General features: G+C 70.9%; 17 protein-coding genes and 5 tRNA genes. 10 read left to right on the forward strand and 12 right to left on the reverse strand.

Annotated features, from left to right (window positions below):
* Positions 1 to 202: 202 nt before the first annotated feature.
* From E1285_RS07830 to E1285_RS07840, 3 genes are all read left to right on the forward strand, one after another.
* Positions 203 to 697, forward strand: coding sequence for a hypothetical protein (locus E1285_RS07830; protein WP_243722630.1), 495 nt, complete (start codon positions 203 to 205; stop codon positions 695 to 697).
* 159 nt (positions 698 to 856) lie between these two features.
* Positions 857 to 1,045, forward strand: coding sequence for a DUF5999 family protein (locus E1285_RS07835; protein ID WP_165966504.1), 189 nt, complete (start codon positions 857 to 859; stop codon positions 1,043 to 1,045).
* Positions 1,046 to 1,484: 439 nt separating this feature from the next.
* A complete protein-coding gene (locus E1285_RS07840) occupies positions 1,485 to 1,766 on the forward strand; it encodes a hypothetical protein (protein WP_132149604.1) in 282 nt (93 codons plus the stop codon).
* Between the two features lie 40 nt (positions 1,767 to 1,806).
* Here the strand turns inward: E1285_RS07840 and E1285_RS07845 are convergent, their stop codons facing one another.
* Positions 1,807 to 2,592 (reverse strand): metalloregulator ArsR/SmtB family transcription factor, encoded by a 786-nt coding sequence (locus tag E1285_RS07845; RefSeq protein WP_132149606.1) that lies wholly within the window; start codon positions 2,590 to 2,592, stop codon positions 1,807 to 1,809.
* Between the two features lie 126 nt (positions 2,593 to 2,718).
* Entirely contained in the window at positions 2,719 to 3,411 is a 693-nt protein-coding gene (locus tag E1285_RS07850; protein ID WP_132149608.1) for a PepSY domain-containing protein, read from the reverse strand.
* A gap of 138 nt (positions 3,412 to 3,549) precedes the next feature.
* On the opposite strand from E1285_RS07850, the gene E1285_RS07855 reads away from it, so the two are divergent.
* Both E1285_RS07855 and E1285_RS07860 read left to right on the forward strand, forming a co-directional pair.
* Positions 3,550 to 4,230, forward strand: a complete 681-nt coding sequence (locus tag E1285_RS07855; protein WP_132149610.1) for a response regulator transcription factor — start codon at positions 3,550 to 3,552, stop codon at positions 4,228 to 4,230.
* Between the two features lies 1 nt (position 4,231).
* Positions 4,232 to 5,656 carry a HAMP domain-containing sensor histidine kinase gene (locus E1285_RS07860; protein WP_207946469.1) on the forward strand — a complete coding sequence of 475 codons (1,425 nt, stop codon included), beginning with the start codon at positions 4,232 to 4,234 and terminating at the stop codon, positions 5,654 to 5,656.
* Here the strand turns inward: E1285_RS07860 and E1285_RS07865 are convergent.
* Both E1285_RS07865 and E1285_RS07870 read right to left on the reverse strand, forming a co-directional pair.
* On the reverse strand, positions 5,649 to 6,815 hold the full coding sequence (locus E1285_RS07865) for an acyl-CoA dehydrogenase family protein (protein WP_132149612.1): 1,167 nt from the start codon (positions 6,813 to 6,815) through the stop codon (positions 5,649 to 5,651). The genes E1285_RS07860 and E1285_RS07865 overlap by 8 nt on opposite strands.
* Before the next feature lie 136 nt (positions 6,816 to 6,951).
* The gene (locus E1285_RS07870) at positions 6,952 to 7,827 is read right to left on the reverse strand and encodes a LysR substrate-binding domain-containing protein (protein ID WP_132149614.1); all 876 of its coding nucleotides are present in this window, start codon (positions 7,825 to 7,827) and stop codon (positions 6,952 to 6,954) included.
* A gap of 74 nt (positions 7,828 to 7,901) precedes the next feature.
* Between E1285_RS07870 and kdgD the strand changes: the two genes are divergently transcribed.
* The gene (gene kdgD / locus E1285_RS07875) at positions 7,902 to 8,816 is read left to right on the forward strand and encodes a 5-dehydro-4-deoxyglucarate dehydratase (protein ID WP_132149616.1); all 915 of its coding nucleotides are present in this window, start codon (positions 7,902 to 7,904) and stop codon (positions 8,814 to 8,816) included.
* A 16-nt stretch (positions 8,817 to 8,832) separates the two neighbouring features.
* On the opposite strand, the gene E1285_RS07880 is transcribed toward kdgD, so the two are convergent.
* The 7 genes from E1285_RS07880 to E1285_RS07895 form a co-directional block, all read right to left on the reverse strand.
* Positions 8,833 to 8,905 (reverse strand) — tRNA-Val (locus tag E1285_RS07880).
* 27 nt (positions 8,906 to 8,932) lie between these two features.
* Positions 8,933 to 9,004 (reverse strand) — tRNA-Gln (locus tag E1285_RS45395).
* An 87-nt stretch (positions 9,005 to 9,091) separates the two neighbouring features.
* A tRNA-Gly gene (locus E1285_RS45400) sits at positions 9,092 to 9,164 on the reverse strand.
* 27 nt (positions 9,165 to 9,191) lie between these two features.
* A tRNA-Arg gene (locus E1285_RS07885) sits at positions 9,192 to 9,265 on the reverse strand.
* Positions 9,266 to 9,270: 5 nt separating this feature from the next.
* Positions 9,271 to 9,343: transfer RNA gene (locus tag E1285_RS07890), tRNA-Phe, on the reverse strand.
* Positions 9,344 to 9,626: 283 nt separating this feature from the next.
* On the reverse strand, positions 9,627 to 9,764 hold the full coding sequence (locus E1285_RS45405; protein WP_165966503.1) for an LPFR motif small protein: 138 nt from the start codon (positions 9,762 to 9,764) through the stop codon (positions 9,627 to 9,629).
* Between the two features lie 53 nt (positions 9,765 to 9,817).
* The gene (locus E1285_RS07895) at positions 9,818 to 10,600 is read right to left on the reverse strand and encodes a putative protein N(5)-glutamine methyltransferase (protein WP_132149618.1); all 783 of its coding nucleotides are present in this window, start codon (positions 10,598 to 10,600) and stop codon (positions 9,818 to 9,820) included.
* 99 nt (positions 10,601 to 10,699) lie between these two features.
* Between E1285_RS07895 and E1285_RS07900 the strand changes: the two genes are divergently transcribed.
* The 4 genes from E1285_RS07900 to E1285_RS07915 all read left to right on the forward strand — a co-directional run bounded on the left by E1285_RS07900 (position 10,700) and on the right by E1285_RS07915 (position 14,948).
* Complete coding sequence (locus E1285_RS07900) at positions 10,700 to 11,503, forward strand: pentapeptide repeat-containing protein (RefSeq protein ID WP_207946470.1); 804 nt, start codon at positions 10,700 to 10,702, stop codon at positions 11,501 to 11,503.
* 81 nt (positions 11,504 to 11,584) lie between these two features.
* Complete coding sequence (locus E1285_RS07905; RefSeq protein WP_132149622.1) at positions 11,585 to 12,154, forward strand: hypothetical protein; 570 nt, start codon at positions 11,585 to 11,587, stop codon at positions 12,152 to 12,154.
* Positions 12,151 to 13,239 carry a PrsW family intramembrane metalloprotease gene (locus tag E1285_RS07910; protein WP_132149624.1) on the forward strand — a complete coding sequence of 363 codons (1,089 nt, stop codon included), beginning with the start codon at positions 12,151 to 12,153 and terminating at the stop codon, positions 13,237 to 13,239. Before E1285_RS07905 ends, E1285_RS07910 begins: the two co-directional genes overlap by 4 nt.
* A gap of 86 nt (positions 13,240 to 13,325) precedes the next feature.
* Positions 13,326 to 14,948 (forward strand): ubiquinol-cytochrome c reductase cytochrome b subunit, encoded by a 1,623-nt coding sequence (locus E1285_RS07915; RefSeq protein WP_132149626.1) that lies wholly within the window; start codon positions 13,326 to 13,328, stop codon positions 14,946 to 14,948.
* Between the two features lies 1 nt (position 14,949).
* Here the strand turns inward: E1285_RS07915 and ctaD are convergent, their stop codons facing one another.
* Positions 14,950 to 16,647 carry a cytochrome c oxidase subunit I gene (ctaD, locus tag E1285_RS07920; protein ID WP_132149628.1) on the reverse strand — a complete coding sequence of 566 codons (1,698 nt, stop codon included), beginning with the start codon at positions 16,645 to 16,647 and terminating at the stop codon, positions 14,950 to 14,952.
* Positions 16,648 to 16,830: the final 183 nt, after the last annotated feature.

The raw sequence follows: 16,830 nt of genomic DNA on the forward strand, positions 1-16,830 counted from the left end.
CTCGGGCCCTCGGTTCCCGCAGGCAGCAACGGGTTCCGGACGGATCCAGTCCCGGTTTCGGACACCCCAGCCCACCCGGTCCGGGTAAAGGATCTTTTTGATCGACTTTTCCGTAAACAGCCTTTCTTGTAGCGTTCGCAGCGTTTTGTGAAGTGCATTCATGATCGGATTTCCCGCCACAAGATCATGTAAGGACGCCGCGATGCCCATGGCGACAGGCCTGGCCGCGGCCGCGCTCCTCGGCCTGCTGACGCTCCTGGCCACCGCGCGGCACGGCAGGCGCCGACACCGACCGCAGGAGGAGCACCCCGAGTCCCTGACGGCCGTCCTGGGCCCGGGGGACGAGGAGTACCTCGCCTGGCTGGCCGATCACCACTGGCCGGGCGACGAGTACCTCGACCTCGAGTACGAGTGGATCGGGGAATCCGAGCCCGCCGACCCGGACGGACCCTACCCGTCGCCCCTGTGCCCCCACTGCAACCTGCGCCGGGAGGACGTCTGGCCGTGCCCCACGTGCGGCCGGCTCCTGCACTCGTCCTGCGGGCACGGGATGCGGCGCAGGAGGGTGGACCGCCCGTACCGCACCCACGGCACCAACTCCGAGGCGGTCATCGGGGAGTGGGTCTGCACGGGCTGCACCTCCGTGGTCGGCCTGGACGTGGACCACGGCGACGAACCGGACGGCCGCCTGTACTGAATGTCACAAGTTGCCCGGTCTTGTCCGTCTTCACACGTACTGAACGGTAAAGAATTTCTCATCTACTTGCATATTTCGGACGAACGACGGCAGGCTGAATCCATGTCCTTAATCACAGGGACACCCGTGGAGGAACCCGTGACCGCACACAACGACTCGATCTGCACACACGAGCCGTCCTGTCCGACGCCGGACGCGCAGGACCGCGAGGCCGCGCGCACCGTCGCCAGCCACCCGGAGCAGGGGTGGAGCCTCCTCTGCAACGGCATCGTCGTCTTCGAGGACACCGGCGAGCTGCTGCCCGACGGCCGGGTGATCGACCCGCACCGCCCCGCCACGGCCGTCTAAGTCCTTCCTGTTCCCCCCGAAAGCACATGACCGGCGGTTCGTCCGCCCCGACCCGGTCGCCCCCGAGCCCCGTACGCCGCGCGCCGGCGCCGCACCGCGGCCGGCGCCCCGCGACATGGACGGCCTCGCGACCGGGATCCCCTCTCCACCGCGGAGCCCGTCCCCCACGCCAAAGCCGGGTCCGCATGGCCCGCCGCCCCGCGTGTCGTGACACGCCAGCGCCAGGTTCACGTCAGCCTTGGAGTGGGCGTAGGGCGAAAGGCCCCAGGCGATCTTGACTGGCTCACGTGCACGCGCGTCCGAACGCGACTCCACGGGACCATTGCACCGGCGGTCAGCATGTCGGCCTCCCATCCGCGGGGCCGGCCCGCTAACGTTCAACTGTTTTGCTACTTACGCAAGAATCATGTGGAACTCGACCGCGAAAGGACGGTGTGGTGTGATCACGGTGCTGGTCCTCGTGTCTCTGGTCGCCCTGTTCGGCCTCTGCCTGCCGAACCTGCTCCGTCCCATGCCGTCGGCGCCCGACCACGACCCGCCCCCCGGCCCACCACCGCAGGACGACGTCCACCCTGAGTCGATGACCGCCGAACTCGACCCCGGGGACGAGGAGTACCTGGCCTTCCTCGCCGACGCTCTCTGGCCCGAAGACGAGTACGCCGAACTGGAGCACACCACGGACGGCGAGGAAGAATCCGGCGGCAGCGACATGCTCCTGTGAACCGCCCAGCCCCGCGCCCACAGGCGTGAACCCCGCGCCTTCACTCGGCAGGGGCTGGGAGCGGGGTGCCGGTCTCCAGGAGGGTCTTCAGGCCGGACACGATGGAGGGCCAGCCGTGGCGGGACATGTCCAGGAGGGCCTCGCCCGCCTCGTGGACGACGGTCAGTTTGACGGTCTCGCCGGCCGGTTCGATCTCGTAGGTCACCTTTGAGCGGGGTTCGGTGAGGAGCCTGGCGCGCGTCTCCTCATCGACGCCGACCGAGGCGGCCCACTCCGGCGTGAACGTGTGCCAGGTGTAGGAGAGGCGGCGCGGCGGGTCGGCTTCCAGAACGACCTGCTCGGGATCGGACATCGTCGCGCCCTCGTCGCGCCAGGTGATGGTGGAGCCGGGCTTCCAGTCCGTTTCGAAGGCGACACCCCAGTAGTGGCGGGTGAAGGCCGGGTCTGTCAGGGCCTCCCAGAGTCGTTCCGGCGTGGTCCTGATGTAGGTCGTGTAGACGAACTCGCTCATGGCCATCGGGGTCTCCTCCAATACGGCCTTCAGGTCGGCGAGTGCGCGTGCCCGCGCACGGTCGTACCGGCTCATCCAGCGGTCGGCGATGGCGTTGATCGGGGCGGCGTTGAGGTAGTGGAGCTTCTCGCGGCCGCGGCGGGCCGTCGTCACCAGGGTCGCGGCCTCCAGCACGGCCAGGTGCTTGCTGACCGACTGCCGGGTCATGTCGAGCCCGGCGCACAGTTCCCGGAGCGTCTGCCCGTTGCGCGCGTTCAGGCTGTCCAGCAGCCGGCGCCGGCTCGTGTCGGCCAGCGCTTTGAAGACCTCGTCCATGTACCGTCCAAATATGCAGCCATCCGGCTGCCTAAAATATAGGCACCCGGATGGCTGCATGTCAAGGACGCGTGCTCGGGCTGCGCCGTCCGTCAGAGGGACGTTCGCGCTGCGCCCCGGCGGCCGTCAGTCGTCGCCGCGGTCGTCATCGCCGTCCCTGTCGTCGCGGTCGTCCCTGTCGTCGCGGTCGTCCCCGTCGTCGCCATCGTCGTCCGCCTGGACCTTGCCGGTCGCGGCGTTCACGTCGAACTCGCGCTCGTCGCCGTCCTGGCCGGTGATCTCGACCTCCCAGCCGGCCTTGCCGTCGTCATCGTCGAAGTCGACGGACGTCACGGTGCCGGGCGCGGTCTTCAGCGCGGCCTCGGCGGCGGCCGACGCCGTGACCTTCGCCTTCCGCAGCGCGGCGGCGTCGTCCCGGTCGTCGTCATCGTCGTCGTCCGCGCGGTTGGACAGGACCTCGCCGTTCTCGGCGCTGACGGTCACTTCGCGCCATTCGCCGTTCTCGGCCAGGATGTCGATCTCCCAGCGGGAGTCGTCGAGTTCGATCCCGTCGACCTTGCCGGGGACCTTCTGCAGCGCCGCGGCGGCCGCCTGCACCGCCGTGACCTGCTTGGCGGACGGCCGGGTGGCGGGCCGGTCGTCGGACGGGGACGGGGTCGCCGCCGATGCGGCGCCGGTGGTGGCGGCGTTCTGCCCGCGCGGCTCGCCGCCGCCCGCGGCGGCGACCGCGGCGGCTCCGCCGCCGACGAGGACGCCGGTGGTGACCACCGTGACCAGCAGTCCCCGACCCGAGAAGATCCCCCGTACGTTGTTGCTCATCGAACCCCCACCTCCGTGGTGTCGCATCCGGGCCGGTGATCCGGCCTCCCCGTGCGATCTCCACGATGGTGATGGTTCCTGTACCGAACCTGAAGCAACCTGAAGCCGCCTTCAGCTTGGGTTTGGCACTCTGTGGAGATGCGCCTGCTGCTCGTGGAGGACGAGAAACGCCTGGCCAGGTCTCTCGCACAGGGACTGACGGCCGAGGGGTTCGTGGTCGAGACCGTCCATGACGGCGGCGAGGGTCTCGACCGGGCACTCGGCGGGGAGTTCGACCTGATCATCCTGGACATCATGCTGCCCGGCATGAACGGCTACCGGGTGTGCGCGTCGCTGCGCGCGGCGGGCGACGAGACGCCGATCCTGATGCTGACCGCCAAGGACGGCGAGTACGACGAGGCCGAGGGCCTCGACACGGGGGCCGACGACTATCTCACCAAGCCCTTCTCCTACGTGGTGCTGGTCGCCCGCGTCCGCGCGCTGCTGCGCCGCCGGACGCGCGGCGCGGCGCCGAACATCGAACTGGGCGACCTCACCGTGGATCCGTCGGCGCGGCGGGTGTTCCGGGGGGACGTGGAGGTGGAGCTGACGGCCAAGGAGTTCGCCGTGCTGGAGCATCTGGCGGCGAACGCGGGCCAGGTCGTGTCGAAGTCGCAGATCATGCAGGCCGTCTGGGACCTGGCCTACGAGGGCGACCCCAACATCGTCGAGGTGTACGTGAGCGCACTGCGCCGCAAGCTCGACGTCCCGTTCGGGCGCAGGTCCATCACGACGGTGCGCGGTGCTGGGTACCGGCTGGCCAGGGACGGGGGCGCCTGACGTGGGCAGGCCCCTGTCGTCGGTACGGGCGCAGACGACGCTGGGAGCCACCGCCGTGGTGGCCGGCGCGCTGATCGTGGCCGGGCTCGCCGTCGTGCTGCTGCTGCGTTCGAGCCTCGGCGACCAGGCGGACCTGAAGGCGGAGGTGACCGCGCGGGACATCGCGTCGCAGATCGCGGCGGGGGCCCGCTACGGGGGCCTCGACCTGCCGGACGGCGAGGACCACCCGGTGCAGGTGGTCGCCGAGGACGGACGGATCCTGGCGGCCAGCGAGGACCTGGAGGCGATCGAGGGAACCGGCTCCCCCGGCGTGCGGCCCGCGCCGGCTCCGCCGGCCGGTGACGACGACGATGATGACGATGACGACGACGATCCCGAGCGTGGCGAGGTGGCGGACAGGGACCCCGGCTTCTCCACCGGCGGCGCGACCGTGGACGGCCAGACCGCCGAGTACCGGTTCGCGGCCGTCGACGTGACCACCCCGCGGGACGAGACGGTCACCGTGTACGCGGGTGCTGACCTGGCCGCGGCCCGGGACGCGGTCGGCACCGCCACCCGGGCGATGCTCGCGGGCTTTCCGCTGGTGCTCGCCGTGGTGGCGGGCGTGACGTGGCGGGTCACGCGGCGTGCGCTGCGTCCGGTCGAGGCCGTCCGGGCGGAACTGGCCGAGATCACCGCGGCCGGCGATCTCGGCCGGCGAGTCCCCGTCCCCCGATCGAGGGACGAGATCGCGAGGCTGGCGGCCACGACGAACGAGACCCTGGCCCGGCTGCAGGAATCGACGGCGCAGCAGCGCGGGTTCGTCGCGGACGCGTCGCACGAGCTGCGCAGCCCGATCGCGTCGCTGCGCACGCAGCTGGAGGTCGCGGCGGCGCATCCGGCGCTGCTGGACGTGGACGGTCTCATCGAGGACACCGTGCGGCTCCAGCACCTGGCCGCCGACCTGCTGCTCCTGGCCCGTCTCGACGCCGGGGACCGGGCACCGCGGCAGACCGTGGCGCTCGCCGGCCTCCTGCGGGACGAGGTGGAACACCGGGCGGCGGGCGACCGGGTCCCCGCCCGGCTGTCGATCGAGGCGGAGCCGCAGGTCACGGGCGTGCCGCGGCAGCTGTCACGGCTCGTCGGCAACCTGCTCGACAACGCCGGACGCCATGCGGACGAGGTCGTCCGGCTGTCGCTGGCCGAGGAGGCGGGCGCGGCGGTGATCAGGGTCGCCGACGACGGGCCGGGCGTGCCGGCCCCCGACCGCGAGCGGATCTTCGAGAGGTTCGTGCGGCTGGACGACGCCCGCAGCCGGGACGAGGGCGGGTCGGGGCTCGGCCTGGCCATCGCCAGGGATCTGGCGATGGCGCACGGCGGGGACCTCACGGTCGGCGAGGCCCCCGAAGGCGGCGCGCTGTTCGAGCTGCGGCTGCCGGTTACCTGAGGAGCTGGCGGGCCATCACCATGCGCTGGATCTGGTTGGTGCCCTCGTAGATCTGGGTGATCTTGGCGTCGCGCATCATCCGCTCCACCGGGAACTCCCGCGTGTAGCCGTAGCCGCCGAGGAGCTGGACGGCGTCGGTGGTGACGTCCATCGCGACGTCCGAGGCCAGCGCCTTGCAGGCCGAGGAGACGAACGTCAGGTCCGCGATCTTCTCCCCGTGCATCGCCCGCTCGGACTTGATCGCGGCGTGGTAGGTCAGCTGGCGGGCGCCCTCAAGCCGCATCGCCATGTCGGCCAGCATGAACTGCACGCCCTGGAAGTCGCCGATCGGCTTGCCGAACTGGCGCCGGTCCTTGACGTAGCCGACCGCGAAGTCCAGCGCGCCCTGCGCGATGCCGAGCGCCTGTGCGGCGATGGTGATCCGGGTGTGGTCCAGCGTCGCCAGCGCCGTCTTGAAGCCGGTTCCCTCGGCGCCGATGATCCGGTCGGCCGGGATCCGCACGTCCTCGAGGATCACCTGCCGGGTCGGGGAGCCCTTGATGCCCAGCTTGCGCTCCTTGGGCCCGAACGACACGCCCGGGTCGGACTTCTCCACCACGAACGCCGAGATGCCGCGGGCTCCGGCCGCCGGGTCGGTGACCGCCATCACCGTGTAGTACTCCGACACCCCCGCGTTGGTGATCCACATCTTGGTGCCGTTGAGCACCCAGGTGTCGCCGTCGCGCACCGCGCGGGTCTTCATGCCCGCCGCGTCCGACCCCGCGTCGGCCTCCGACAGCGCGTAGGAGAACATCCCTTCGCCGCGCGCCACCGGGGCGAGGTACCTCTTCTTCAGCTCCTCCGAGCCGGACAGCAGCACCGGGACGGTGCCCAGCTTGTTCACGGCCGGGATCAGCGACGAGGAGGCGCACGCGCGGGCCACCTCCTCGATCACGATCACCGTCGCCAGCGCGTCCGCGCCCGATCCCCCGTACGATTCGGGGACGTGCACCGCGTGCAGATCGGCGGCCGCGAGCGCGTCGAGGGCCTCCTGCGGGAACCGCGACTCCTCGTCCACCTCCGCGGCGAACGGAGCGATCTTGGCGTCGGCCAGTTCGCGCACCGTGCGCCGGAGCATCTCGTGCTCCTCGGATGGCGCGTAGGTGGGAAAGTCGCTCATCGTTCCTCCGCGGTGTCCCGGCCGCGTCGGCGGCCGTTTAGTTTGACGGCCAATATTTGAACGCCAAAATAATCGAGGCCGCGCCGCCCGGTCAAGTCGGGGCCGGGCGATACGCGTCACACCGCCTCGACGCCGGTCACAGCCGCCGCAGGAGTTCGGCGAGCGCCGGGTTGTCGTTGCCGCGCCGCCAGGTCAGGCTCAGTTCGACGGGGGCCGGATCGTCGAGTTCGACGGCCCGGAACGTCAGCCCCGCGTAGCGGAGCCGGGCCGCGGCGGCGGGCACCAGCGCGAGGCCCCAGCCGCAGTTGACCAGCGCCAGGATGCTGTGCACCTGGCTGAGGTGCTGCGCGTACACGGGCGTGACGCCGGCCTGCCGGAACAGGCTGATCAGCAGCTCGTGGAAGTAGCGGGCCTCCACCGGCGAGTACATGATGAACCGCTGCCCGTCGAGGTCGCCAAGGCGTACCGGGCCGTCCCCGTCGGCGAGGGGGTGGCCGTTGGGGATCGCGGCCAGCAGCGGCTCGCGGTCGGCGCCGCGCTCCTCCAGGTCCGGGTCGGTGACCGGCGGGCGGACGAGCCCGAGGTCCAGGCCGCCTTCCGCCAGGGCCTGTACCTGGTCCCTGGTGACCATCTCCCGCAGGACGATGCCGACGCCGGGCAGCGCCGTCCGCGCGACCTCCAGCAGGCGCCCGAGCGCGGCGTACGCGCTGGCGGCGGTGAACCCGACCGCGATGCTCCCGGTCTCCCCCGCCGACACCTGCCGGACCGACATCGCGGCGTGGTCGGCCTGGTGGAGCAGCCGGCGGGCCTCGATCAGGAACGCGCGCCCGGCGGGGGTGAGGCGCACCGAACGGTTCGTCCGGTCGAACAGCCGCACCTTCAGGTCGTTCTCCAGCAGCTGGATCTGGCGGCTCAGCGGCGGCTGCGTCATCCGCAGCCGCTCCGCGGCCCGGCCGAAGTGCAGTTCCTCGGCGACGGCCACGAAGTTCGCGAGTTGGTTGAGCGTGAACATCGATTCCCTGCGGGTATCAGTGAATGCCTTTTTCGTGTTGGACCTGGATCAATCCGCCATCCTAGCCTCGGGCCATGCAGCAGACCGCGCCCGACGAGATCGCCCGCCGGCTCGGCTCCGGCCTCCTGTCGTTCCCCGTCACCCACTTCCGCGAGGACCTGTCCTTCGACGAGGGCGCCTACCGCGAGAACATCGCCGGGCTCGGCCGGGAGGGCCTCGCCGGCCTGTTCGCGGCGGGCGGGACGGGCGAGTTCTTCTCCCTGACGGCCGACGAGGTCCGGCGGGTCGTCCGCGCGGCGGTGCGGGACGCGCCGGACGGCGTCCCGGTGATCGCGCCCGCCGGGTACGGGACGGCGGCGGCCGCCGAGATGGCCCGCGACGCCGAGCGCGCCGGCGCGGACGGAGTCCTGCTGTTCCCGCCCTACCTGACCGAGGCGTCGCAGGACGGGCTGGCCGCCCACGTGCGGGCCGTCTGCGCCGCGACCCGCCTCGGCGTGACGATCTACAGCCGGGCCAACGCGGTCTACCAGGACACGACCGTCGCCCGGATCGCCGACGCGTGCCCCAACCTCGTCGGGTTCAAGGACGGCGTCGGGGACCTGGAGCTGATGACGCGGATCCGGGCGAGGCTCGGGGAGCGGCTCGTCTACATCGGCGGGCTGCCGACCGCCGAGACGTTCGCGCAGCCCTACCTGGAGATGGGCGTGACGACGTACTCCTCGGCGATCTTCAACTTCGTCCCGGACTTCGCCCTCGCGTTCTACGACGCCGTCCGCGCCCGCGACCGGGACGGGGTGCGGCGCCGCCTGGAGGAGTTCGTCCTGCCGTACTGCGAGATCCGCAACCGCCGCGCCGGTTACGCCGTGAGCATCGTGAAGGCGGGCATGAGGGCCGTCGGGCGCCCGGCGGGCCCCGTCCGCCCGCCGTTGACGGACCTGGCCGAGGACGAGTCCACCGCCCTGGCCGGACTCATCGGGAAGGCGGCATGACGGACCCCGCCGATCGTTGACCGGACAGGGCTCGAACCTGCGACCCGCTGCTTGTAAGGCAGCCGCTCTGCCACCTGAGCTACCGGTCATCACCCGGAGACGAACTCCGGGGCTCGCTGCCGGAGCAGGATTCGAACCTGCATGACGCGATCCAGAGTCGCGCATCCTTCCGTTTGGATGATCCAGCACGGGTGCCCTCCGGCGGGAGGTGGCGTCCGCCCGCCTGGGCACGGGAGGACCGGCCGGGGGTCGTTACTCCCGCCGGTCCAGTCCAGAGCCGCACTCGAGAATCGAACTCGATGACTCCTGGGTGGAAGCCAGGCGCCTGACCATTTCGGCTTGTGCGGCGTAGCGCGGAGCCCGCGGGCTCCGCAGCACCTCTGCCAGGACTCGAACCTGGGACTTTCGCATTCGTAGTGCGACGCTCTGATCCACTGAGCTACAGAGGCTTGCGTGGCCTTCTGAGGAGTCGAACCTCATGCCTCCCGCTCTTCACACGGGCGCTCTTCCAGATGAGCTAGAAGGCCATGAAAAAGCCGCCGGGGATGGTCTCCCGGGCGGCCTCCACTGGAACCTTTCGGCTCTATCCAGAGGCATCCACGGGCACGGCGAATCGGCCCTGGGGCCGGACGCCGAAGGGGCGGCGCTGCTGCTGGGCGAAAATCCCGGTCATCGTGCGGCTCCCTTCCGTGCCGTGGCTCGCTCCGTTACTCATATGGTGCGGCACGGCCCGCGCATGTGCAATCGCTTTTTACGCGGACCGCACCGGGGCCCGTGTGGCTCACGGGCCCCGGTGCGGCGGTGGTCCGGTCAGATGCCCCGGCGGCGCGTACGCGTCGAGCGGCCGCGCGAAGGGGTCAGCAGACGCTGCAGGACCCTGAGCGGCAGGGTCACGATACTGACGATCGTGCCGATGATGGCGCTGAGCGCTGCGCTGATGCGGCGCATTGGATTCACTCCTTTGAGTCGTCCTAAAGCGCCCTATACCCGTACATGGGGTTTTACACGGGATTGGCCCCGATGATGACCGTGGCGTGGAAATCCTCGGACGTCGACACGGCCGCGGCCAGCCCGCCGCGCTCGACCGCCGCGACCGCGTCCGGAACCTGCCGTTCGCTCGTCTCGAACAGCAGGTGGCCGCCCGGCACCAGCCAGCGCGGCGCCTCGGCGGTCACGCGGCGCAGGACGGCGAGGCCGTCGGCACCGCCGTCCAGCGCGACGCGCGGCTCGTGGTCCCGCGCCTCCGGCGGCATCAGCGCCAGATCGTCCGCCGGGACGTAGGGCACGTTGGCGAGCAGGACGTCGACGCGGCCGCGCAGGGCGTCCGGCAGCGGTTCGAAGAGGTCGCCCTCGTGCACCTGGCCGCCGAACCGCGCGAGATTGCGGCGGGCGCAACGCACGGCGGACGGTTCGACGTCGGCGGCGTGCAGCGCGTACTCGTCCAAGCCGGAGACCAGCGCGGCCCCCAGCGCGCCGGAACCGCAACAGAGGTCGACGACGACCGGCCGGGGCGGAGTGAGGCCGGCGGCCTCCCGGACGAGGAACTCGGTCCGGCGGCGGGGGACGAAGACACCGGGGTCCACCGCGATCCGGAGACCGCAGAACTCCGCCCAGCCGAGGACGTGTTCCAGGGGCAGCCCGGCTGCGCGCCGCTCCACCATCGCGGACACGTCGTCCGGTGTGCGGGCCGTGGAGAGGATGAGCCTCGCCTCGTCCTCGGCGAAGACGCAGCCGGCGGCGCGCAGCCTGGAGACGACGGCGGACTCGGTGTGCGGTGTCTGCATGGGCGACGGCCACATTATCCCAAGGATTGCCGACGGCCGTCCCGAGCATGGGCGGGGCGGCGGGACAATGGTGTGCAGTCCAGATATCGGGGGTCAGTGTTGTCGGAGAGGCGCGGCCTCGCGGCCGACTGCGCGAACTGCTTCGGGTTGTGCTGCGTCGCGCTGCCGTTCGCCAAGTCGGCCGATTTCGCGGTCGACAAGGAGGCGGGCGAGCCGTGCCGCAATCTCCTGGCCGACTTCCGGTGCGGCATCCACGCGGATCTCCGCCAACAGGGTTTCCAGGGCTGCACGGTCTTCGACTGTTTCGGGGCCGGGCAGAAGGTGTCGCAAGGCACCTTCGGCGGGCGGGACTGGCGGCGGGGGCCGGACGTCGCGCGCCAGATGTTCCGGGTCTTCCCCGTCATGCGGCAGCTTCACGAACTGCTCTATTACCTTGATCAAGCGCTGGCGCTGCCGTCCGCCGAACCCGTCCACGAAGACCTCCGCGGGGCCCTGGACGACGTCGCCCGCCTCACCGATGCGGGCCCGGCGGAACTCGCGGACGTGGACGTCCCGGCGGTACGGGAGAAGGTGAACGTCCTGCTGCTCCGGGTCAGCGAACTCGTCAGGGCCTCCGTCCCTGGCCGGAAGAGGAACCACCGGGGAGCCGACCTCATCGGGGCGAAGCTGAAGGGCGCGGACCTGCGCGGGGCCGATCTGCGCGGCGCTTACCTGATCGCCGCCGACCTCCGCGGCGCCGACCTGCGGGCGGCGGACCTGATCGGGGCGGACCTGCGGGACGCCGACCTGCGCGGGGCCGACCTCACCGGGAGCGTCTTCGTCACGCGGTCCCAGCTCGACTCCGCCCGCGGCGACGCCGCCACGCGGACGCCCGGGGCGCTGGGCAGGCCCGCGCACTGGTGACCTCCCCCGGGCCCGTTCCTGATCTTGTTTAGGGCGGTCGCCACGGGGCATTTCCGCAGCGCACGTCATCGGGGGGACTGTGTGACGCGGGTGAGATGGTGGGGTACGGGCGTCGTGGCGCTCGTGCTGCTGGTCCTCTGCGCCGGGCTGCCGCTGCTGAACACCGCCCTGGGAAGCGGCGGCAGGCCGCTGGCGCCCGGGACGGTGCTGTCGGCCGGGACGGAACGCGAGGGCGTCCGACCGGTGACGTTCGCCGTCCCGTCCGCGGGCTGGGTGCTCAGCGAGGCGGACACCTCGCTGTCGAGCGGCGTCGAACTGTTCAGCGGCGACGTCGTGTTCAACCTGAACGTGGTCGTCCCGCTCGGCCCGCTGGACGCCGGCAGGCTGTGGGACGGCCTCGGGCGGATCGTCTCGGTCGGCGGGCAGGCGCGGGTGGGCGCCGAGCCCGCGCCGACCACGACGGCGCACGGCCTGACGGGGCTGGCCGGGAGGATCACCGGGCGGGACCGCGCGGGCACCGCCGCCGTGTTCGCCACGGACACGCTCGGGGCCACGGTGACGGCGGCGGGCCCGCCGCGCGCCTACCGGAGCGCGGCCGCGCAGATCGAGGCGATGGTGCGGACCGTGCGGATCAGATCGCCGTGGCCATGACGCGCCGTCCCGCGTTCTGGCTGTGGGCGGCGGTGTGCCTGCTCGGCGTCTGGATCGCGTGGCGGGGGATGGAGGCGGCGGTCCGGGCGTTCCCGGTCGGGTCGATCGCCGGTCTGGTGCTGCTGGCGCCGACCGCGGTGGCGGGAACCTGGCTGCTGCGGCGGCTGCATCCGGTCCGGTCGCGCCCGGCGGGGTACGCGCTCATCGCGGTGGGCTGGGGCGGGCTGGCGGCGTTCGGGCTGGCGCTGCCCACCAACGCGGCGTTCCAGGCGGTCATCGGGAAGACGGCCGGGCCGGAGTTCAACTCCGCGTGGGGCGCGTCGATCGCCGCGCCGGTCGACGAGGAGATCCTGAAGCTGCTCGGCGTCGCGACGCTGGCGCTGATGGCGCCGTCCGCGATCCGCGGCCCCCTGGACGGCTGGGGGTACGGCGCGCTGTGCGGGCTGGGCTTCCAGGCGTCGGAGAACTTCCTGTACGTGCTCAACACCATCGTGCTGACGGGCGCGACGCAGGACGTGAACGCGGCGCTGTTCTCGTTCGGCAGCCGGGTGATCGGCGGCGCGTGGTGGAGCCACTGGGCGATGACGGCGATCGCCGGCGCTGGCCTCGGGTGCCTGCTCGGCCGGGTGTCGCGGACGAGCGCGGCAGCGGCCGCGGGGGCGTTCGTCCTGGCGACGGCGCTGCACGCCTGGTGCAACTCGCCCGTCTTGCAGGGGGTGCTGCTGCTGCCGGTGAAGGGTGCGCCGATCCTGCTCGCGGCGATCGTCACGTACCGGGTCTCCAGGCGCCGCTACCTGTCGCACTTCCGGCGGACGACGCGCGCCGAGACCATCAGGGGCGTCCTCGTCCCGGGTGAGGGCCATGTCCTCGCCTACCCCAAGTGGCGCAGGAAGGAGCAGTGGAAGGTGCCCGCCGGGGAGCCGCGCCGGCTCCTCGCGCGGCTGCGGGCGACCGAGCTCGACCTGATCGAGGACGGCCTCGGCGGGCTGGAGCACGATCCCCGGTCGGCCGACCGGCTGCGGGCCGAGGTCAGTGACCTGCGCCGGCTCCTCGACGCCTCGGCCGGACATCCCCGCGCGGCGTGACATGGGGGCCGAGGAGCGCTGTTTGTCCCACCGGGCCCCGGGTACCCGCCCTCCGGGGTTCACAGCTCGGCCAGGGGAGATGCGTGATGGCGGGTCGGAAGGGCAGGTCGAAGGCCGAGGGGCTGGAGAACGTCGCCTGGGGTGTCAACGACAGGCTCGGCTCGACCGAGTTCCTCCACCGCAACATCCGCAAGGCGTTCCCCAAGCACTGGTCGTTCCTGCTGGGCGAGATCGCGCTCTACGCGTTCATCATCCTGCTGATCACCGGCGTCTACCTGACGCTGTTCTTCAAGCCGAGCGGCGCGCCGGTCGTCTACGACGGCTCGTACACGTCTATGAACGGCCTCGTGATGAGCGAGGCGTACGCGTCCACGCTGCACATCTCGTTCGATGTGCGGGGCGGGCTGCTGATGCGGCAGATCCACCACTGGGCGGCGCTCGTGTTCCTCGCCGCGATCACCGTCCACCTGATGCGCATCTTCTTCACCGGGGCGTTCCGGAAGCCGCGCGAGATCAACTGGCTGATCGGGGTCACGCTGTTCGTGCTGGCGCTGGCCGAGGGGTTCGCCGGCTACTCGCTCCCCGACGACCTGCTGTCCGGCACGGGCCTGCGGATCATGCAGGGCATCGTGCTGTCGATCCCCGTCGTCGGCACCTATCTGAGCCTGTGGGTCTTCGGCGGCGAGTTCCCCGCCAGCGAGGACTTCCTCCCGCGGCTGTTCACCGTGCACATCCTGCTCATCCCCGGGCTGCTGATCGCGCTCATCACGGCGCACCTGATGATCCTCTGGCACCAGACGCACACGATCTGGCCGGGGAAGGGCCGCCGGGAGCGGTCGGTGTCCGGTGAGCCGACGTTCCCGCACTTCGCCGCGCAGAGCGCCGCGTACTTCCTGTTCGCGTTCGGCATCCTGGCCGGGATGGGGGCGTTCCTGCAGATCAACCCCGTCTGGCTCTACGGCCCGTACGAGCCGGACCAGATCTCGAGCGGCTCCCAGCCCGACTGGTACGTCGGCTTCCTCGAAGGCTCCCTGCGCATCATGCCGCCCCTGGAGACGACGCTCTTCGGGCACAGCATCGCGTGGAACACGCTGCTGCCCGCCGTCGTGCTGCCCGGGGTCTTCTTCACGCTCATCGCGATGTACCCGTTCGCGGAGCGCTGGGCCACGGGAGACGAACGCCTGCATCACCTGCTCGACCGTCCGCGGAACGCCGCGACCAGGACCGCGATCGGGGCCGCGGCCGTCGCCTGGTACGGCAACCTGTGGGCGGCCGGCGGCAACGACATCATCGCCTACGTCTTCGGCATCCCGCTGTACTGGACGACCTGGATCTTCCGCGTGGGGTTCATCGCCGCGCCGGTGACGGCGTTCATCGTCGCCCGGCGGATCTGCCTCAGCCTGCAGCGCAAGGACCTGCAGGAACGCCGGGAGGGCGTGGAGAGCGGCCTGATCTCGCTTAGCCCGGAAGGCGGTTACGGCGAGCGGCACGAGCAGCCGTCGCGGGAGCAGGAGGCGCTGCTGCGGACGCGGCAGCCCGGGGAACTCGTCGCCCCCTACCCGAACCACGTACTTCCGCTGCCGACGCCCGACCGCGCCCGCACCCAGGTGCGGACCCGCGTCAACCGCTTCTACATGAACTACCAGGCCGAGTCGTACGGCGGCGGCCAGGGCGACCTGGAGCGCGACGGTCGGCAGGACGGCCAGTGAGTCAGTCCCGGCCCCGGTCCTCCCTGGGCGGGGGAAGGGACGGCTCGGCCTCCTGCGGTGGCTCCAGGGCCGGGTGGTTCAGGTCGAACGCGGGACGCACGGAGCGGATCTGAGGCATCGAGACGAAGTTGTGCCGCGGCGGGGGGCAGGACGTCGCCCATTCCAGCGACCCGCCGGCGCCCCAGGGGTCGTCCTTCTCGACCAGCGGGGCCCGCCTGTGCGTCCGCCAGATGTTCCAGAGGAACGCGAACGTGGAGGCGCCGAGGACGAACGAGCCGATCGAGGAGACGAGGTTCAGCGTGGTGAACTCGTCGGCGTAGTCGGCGTACCTGCGGGGCATGCCCTCGGCGCCGAGCCAGTGCTGGACGAGGAACGTCGTGTGGAATCCGATGAACAGCGACCAGAAGTGCACCTGCCCCCAGGCCTCGTCCAGCTTCTTGCCGGTCATCTTCGGCCACCAGAAGTAGAAGCCGCCGAACATGGCGAACACGACGGTGCCGAAGACGACGTAGTGGAAGTGGCCGACGACGAAGTAGGAGTCGGTGAGGTGGAAGTCCATGGGCGGGGAGGCGAGGATCACCCCGGTCAGGCCGCCGAACAGGAAGGTGGCGAGGAACCCCAGCGCGAACAGCATCGGGGCCTCGAACGTCAGTTGCCCCTTCCACATCGTGCCGACCCAGTTGAAGAACTTGATGCCGGTCGGCACGGCGATCATGAAGGAGGTCAGGGAGAAGAACGGCAGCAGGACCCGCCCGGTGGCGAACATGTGGTGCGCCCACACCGTCATCGACAGCCCGGTGATCGCGATGGTCGCCCCCACCATGCCGAGGTAGCCGAAGATGGGCTTGCGGGAGAACACCGGGATGATCTCGGTGATGATCCCGAAGAACGGCAGCGCGATGATGTAGACCTCGGGGTGGCCGAAGAACCAGAACAGGTGCTGCCAGAGCAGCGCGCCGCCGTGCGAGGGGTCGTAGATGTGCGCGCCGAGCTTGCGGTCGGCCTCCAGGGCCAGCAGCGCGGCGGCCAGCACCGGGAAGGCCATCAGCACCATCAGGCTGGTCAGCAGGACGTTCCAGCAGAAGATCGGCATCCGGAACATCACCATGCCGGGGGCGCGCATCGTGATGATCGTGGTGATCAGGTTGACCGAGGTGAAGATCGTCCCGAACCCGGACAGCACCAGGCCCATCACCCACAGGTCGCCGCCCAGGCCGGGCGAGTAGGTCTCCGACGCGAGCGGGGAGTAGGAGAACCAGCCGAAGGCCGCCGCGCCGCCCGGCACGACGAATCCGCCCAGCACCATGAGCGCGCCGAACAGGAACAGCCAGTAGCTGAGCGTGTTGAGCCGGGGGAACGCCACGTCCGGCGCGCCGATCTGCAGCGGGACGATCACGTTGGCGAACCCCGCGAACAGCGGGGTCGCGAACAGCAGCAGCATGATCGTGCCGTGGATGGTGAACATCTGGTTGTACTGCTGGTTGTCCACGACCTGGAGTCCGGGTTCCAGCAGCTCGGCCCGCATGACCATGGCCATCAGCCCGGCGAGCAGGAACAGCGTGAACGAGGTGCCGAGGTACAGGTAGCCGACGACCTTGTGGTCCGTCGTCGCCAGGACGTTCCCGATCCTGGTGCCCCGCCGGTGCCGCGCGAGCGCGTCGGCGACGCTGGTGTCGTCCTTGCCGTGCACGGCCGTCATCCAGCCTGCCCTCCCCACGTCCGAGCCCACCGGGGCAGTTACCGCGCAGCCCCCTTTCAAACGCGGCGGGCCCGTTTCGAACGGGGTGCGCACCGGGGCATTGTCGGCCCCTTACCGGGCACCACGGCGGCATGGAAGAGATGACGCTGAGGAGCCCCGCGTTCGCCCACGACGGCCCGATCC

It is taken from the genome of Actinomadura sp. 7K507 (genome assembly GCF_004348425.1).
GTDB lineage: Bacteria > Actinomycetota > Actinomycetes > Streptosporangiales > Streptosporangiaceae > Spirillospora.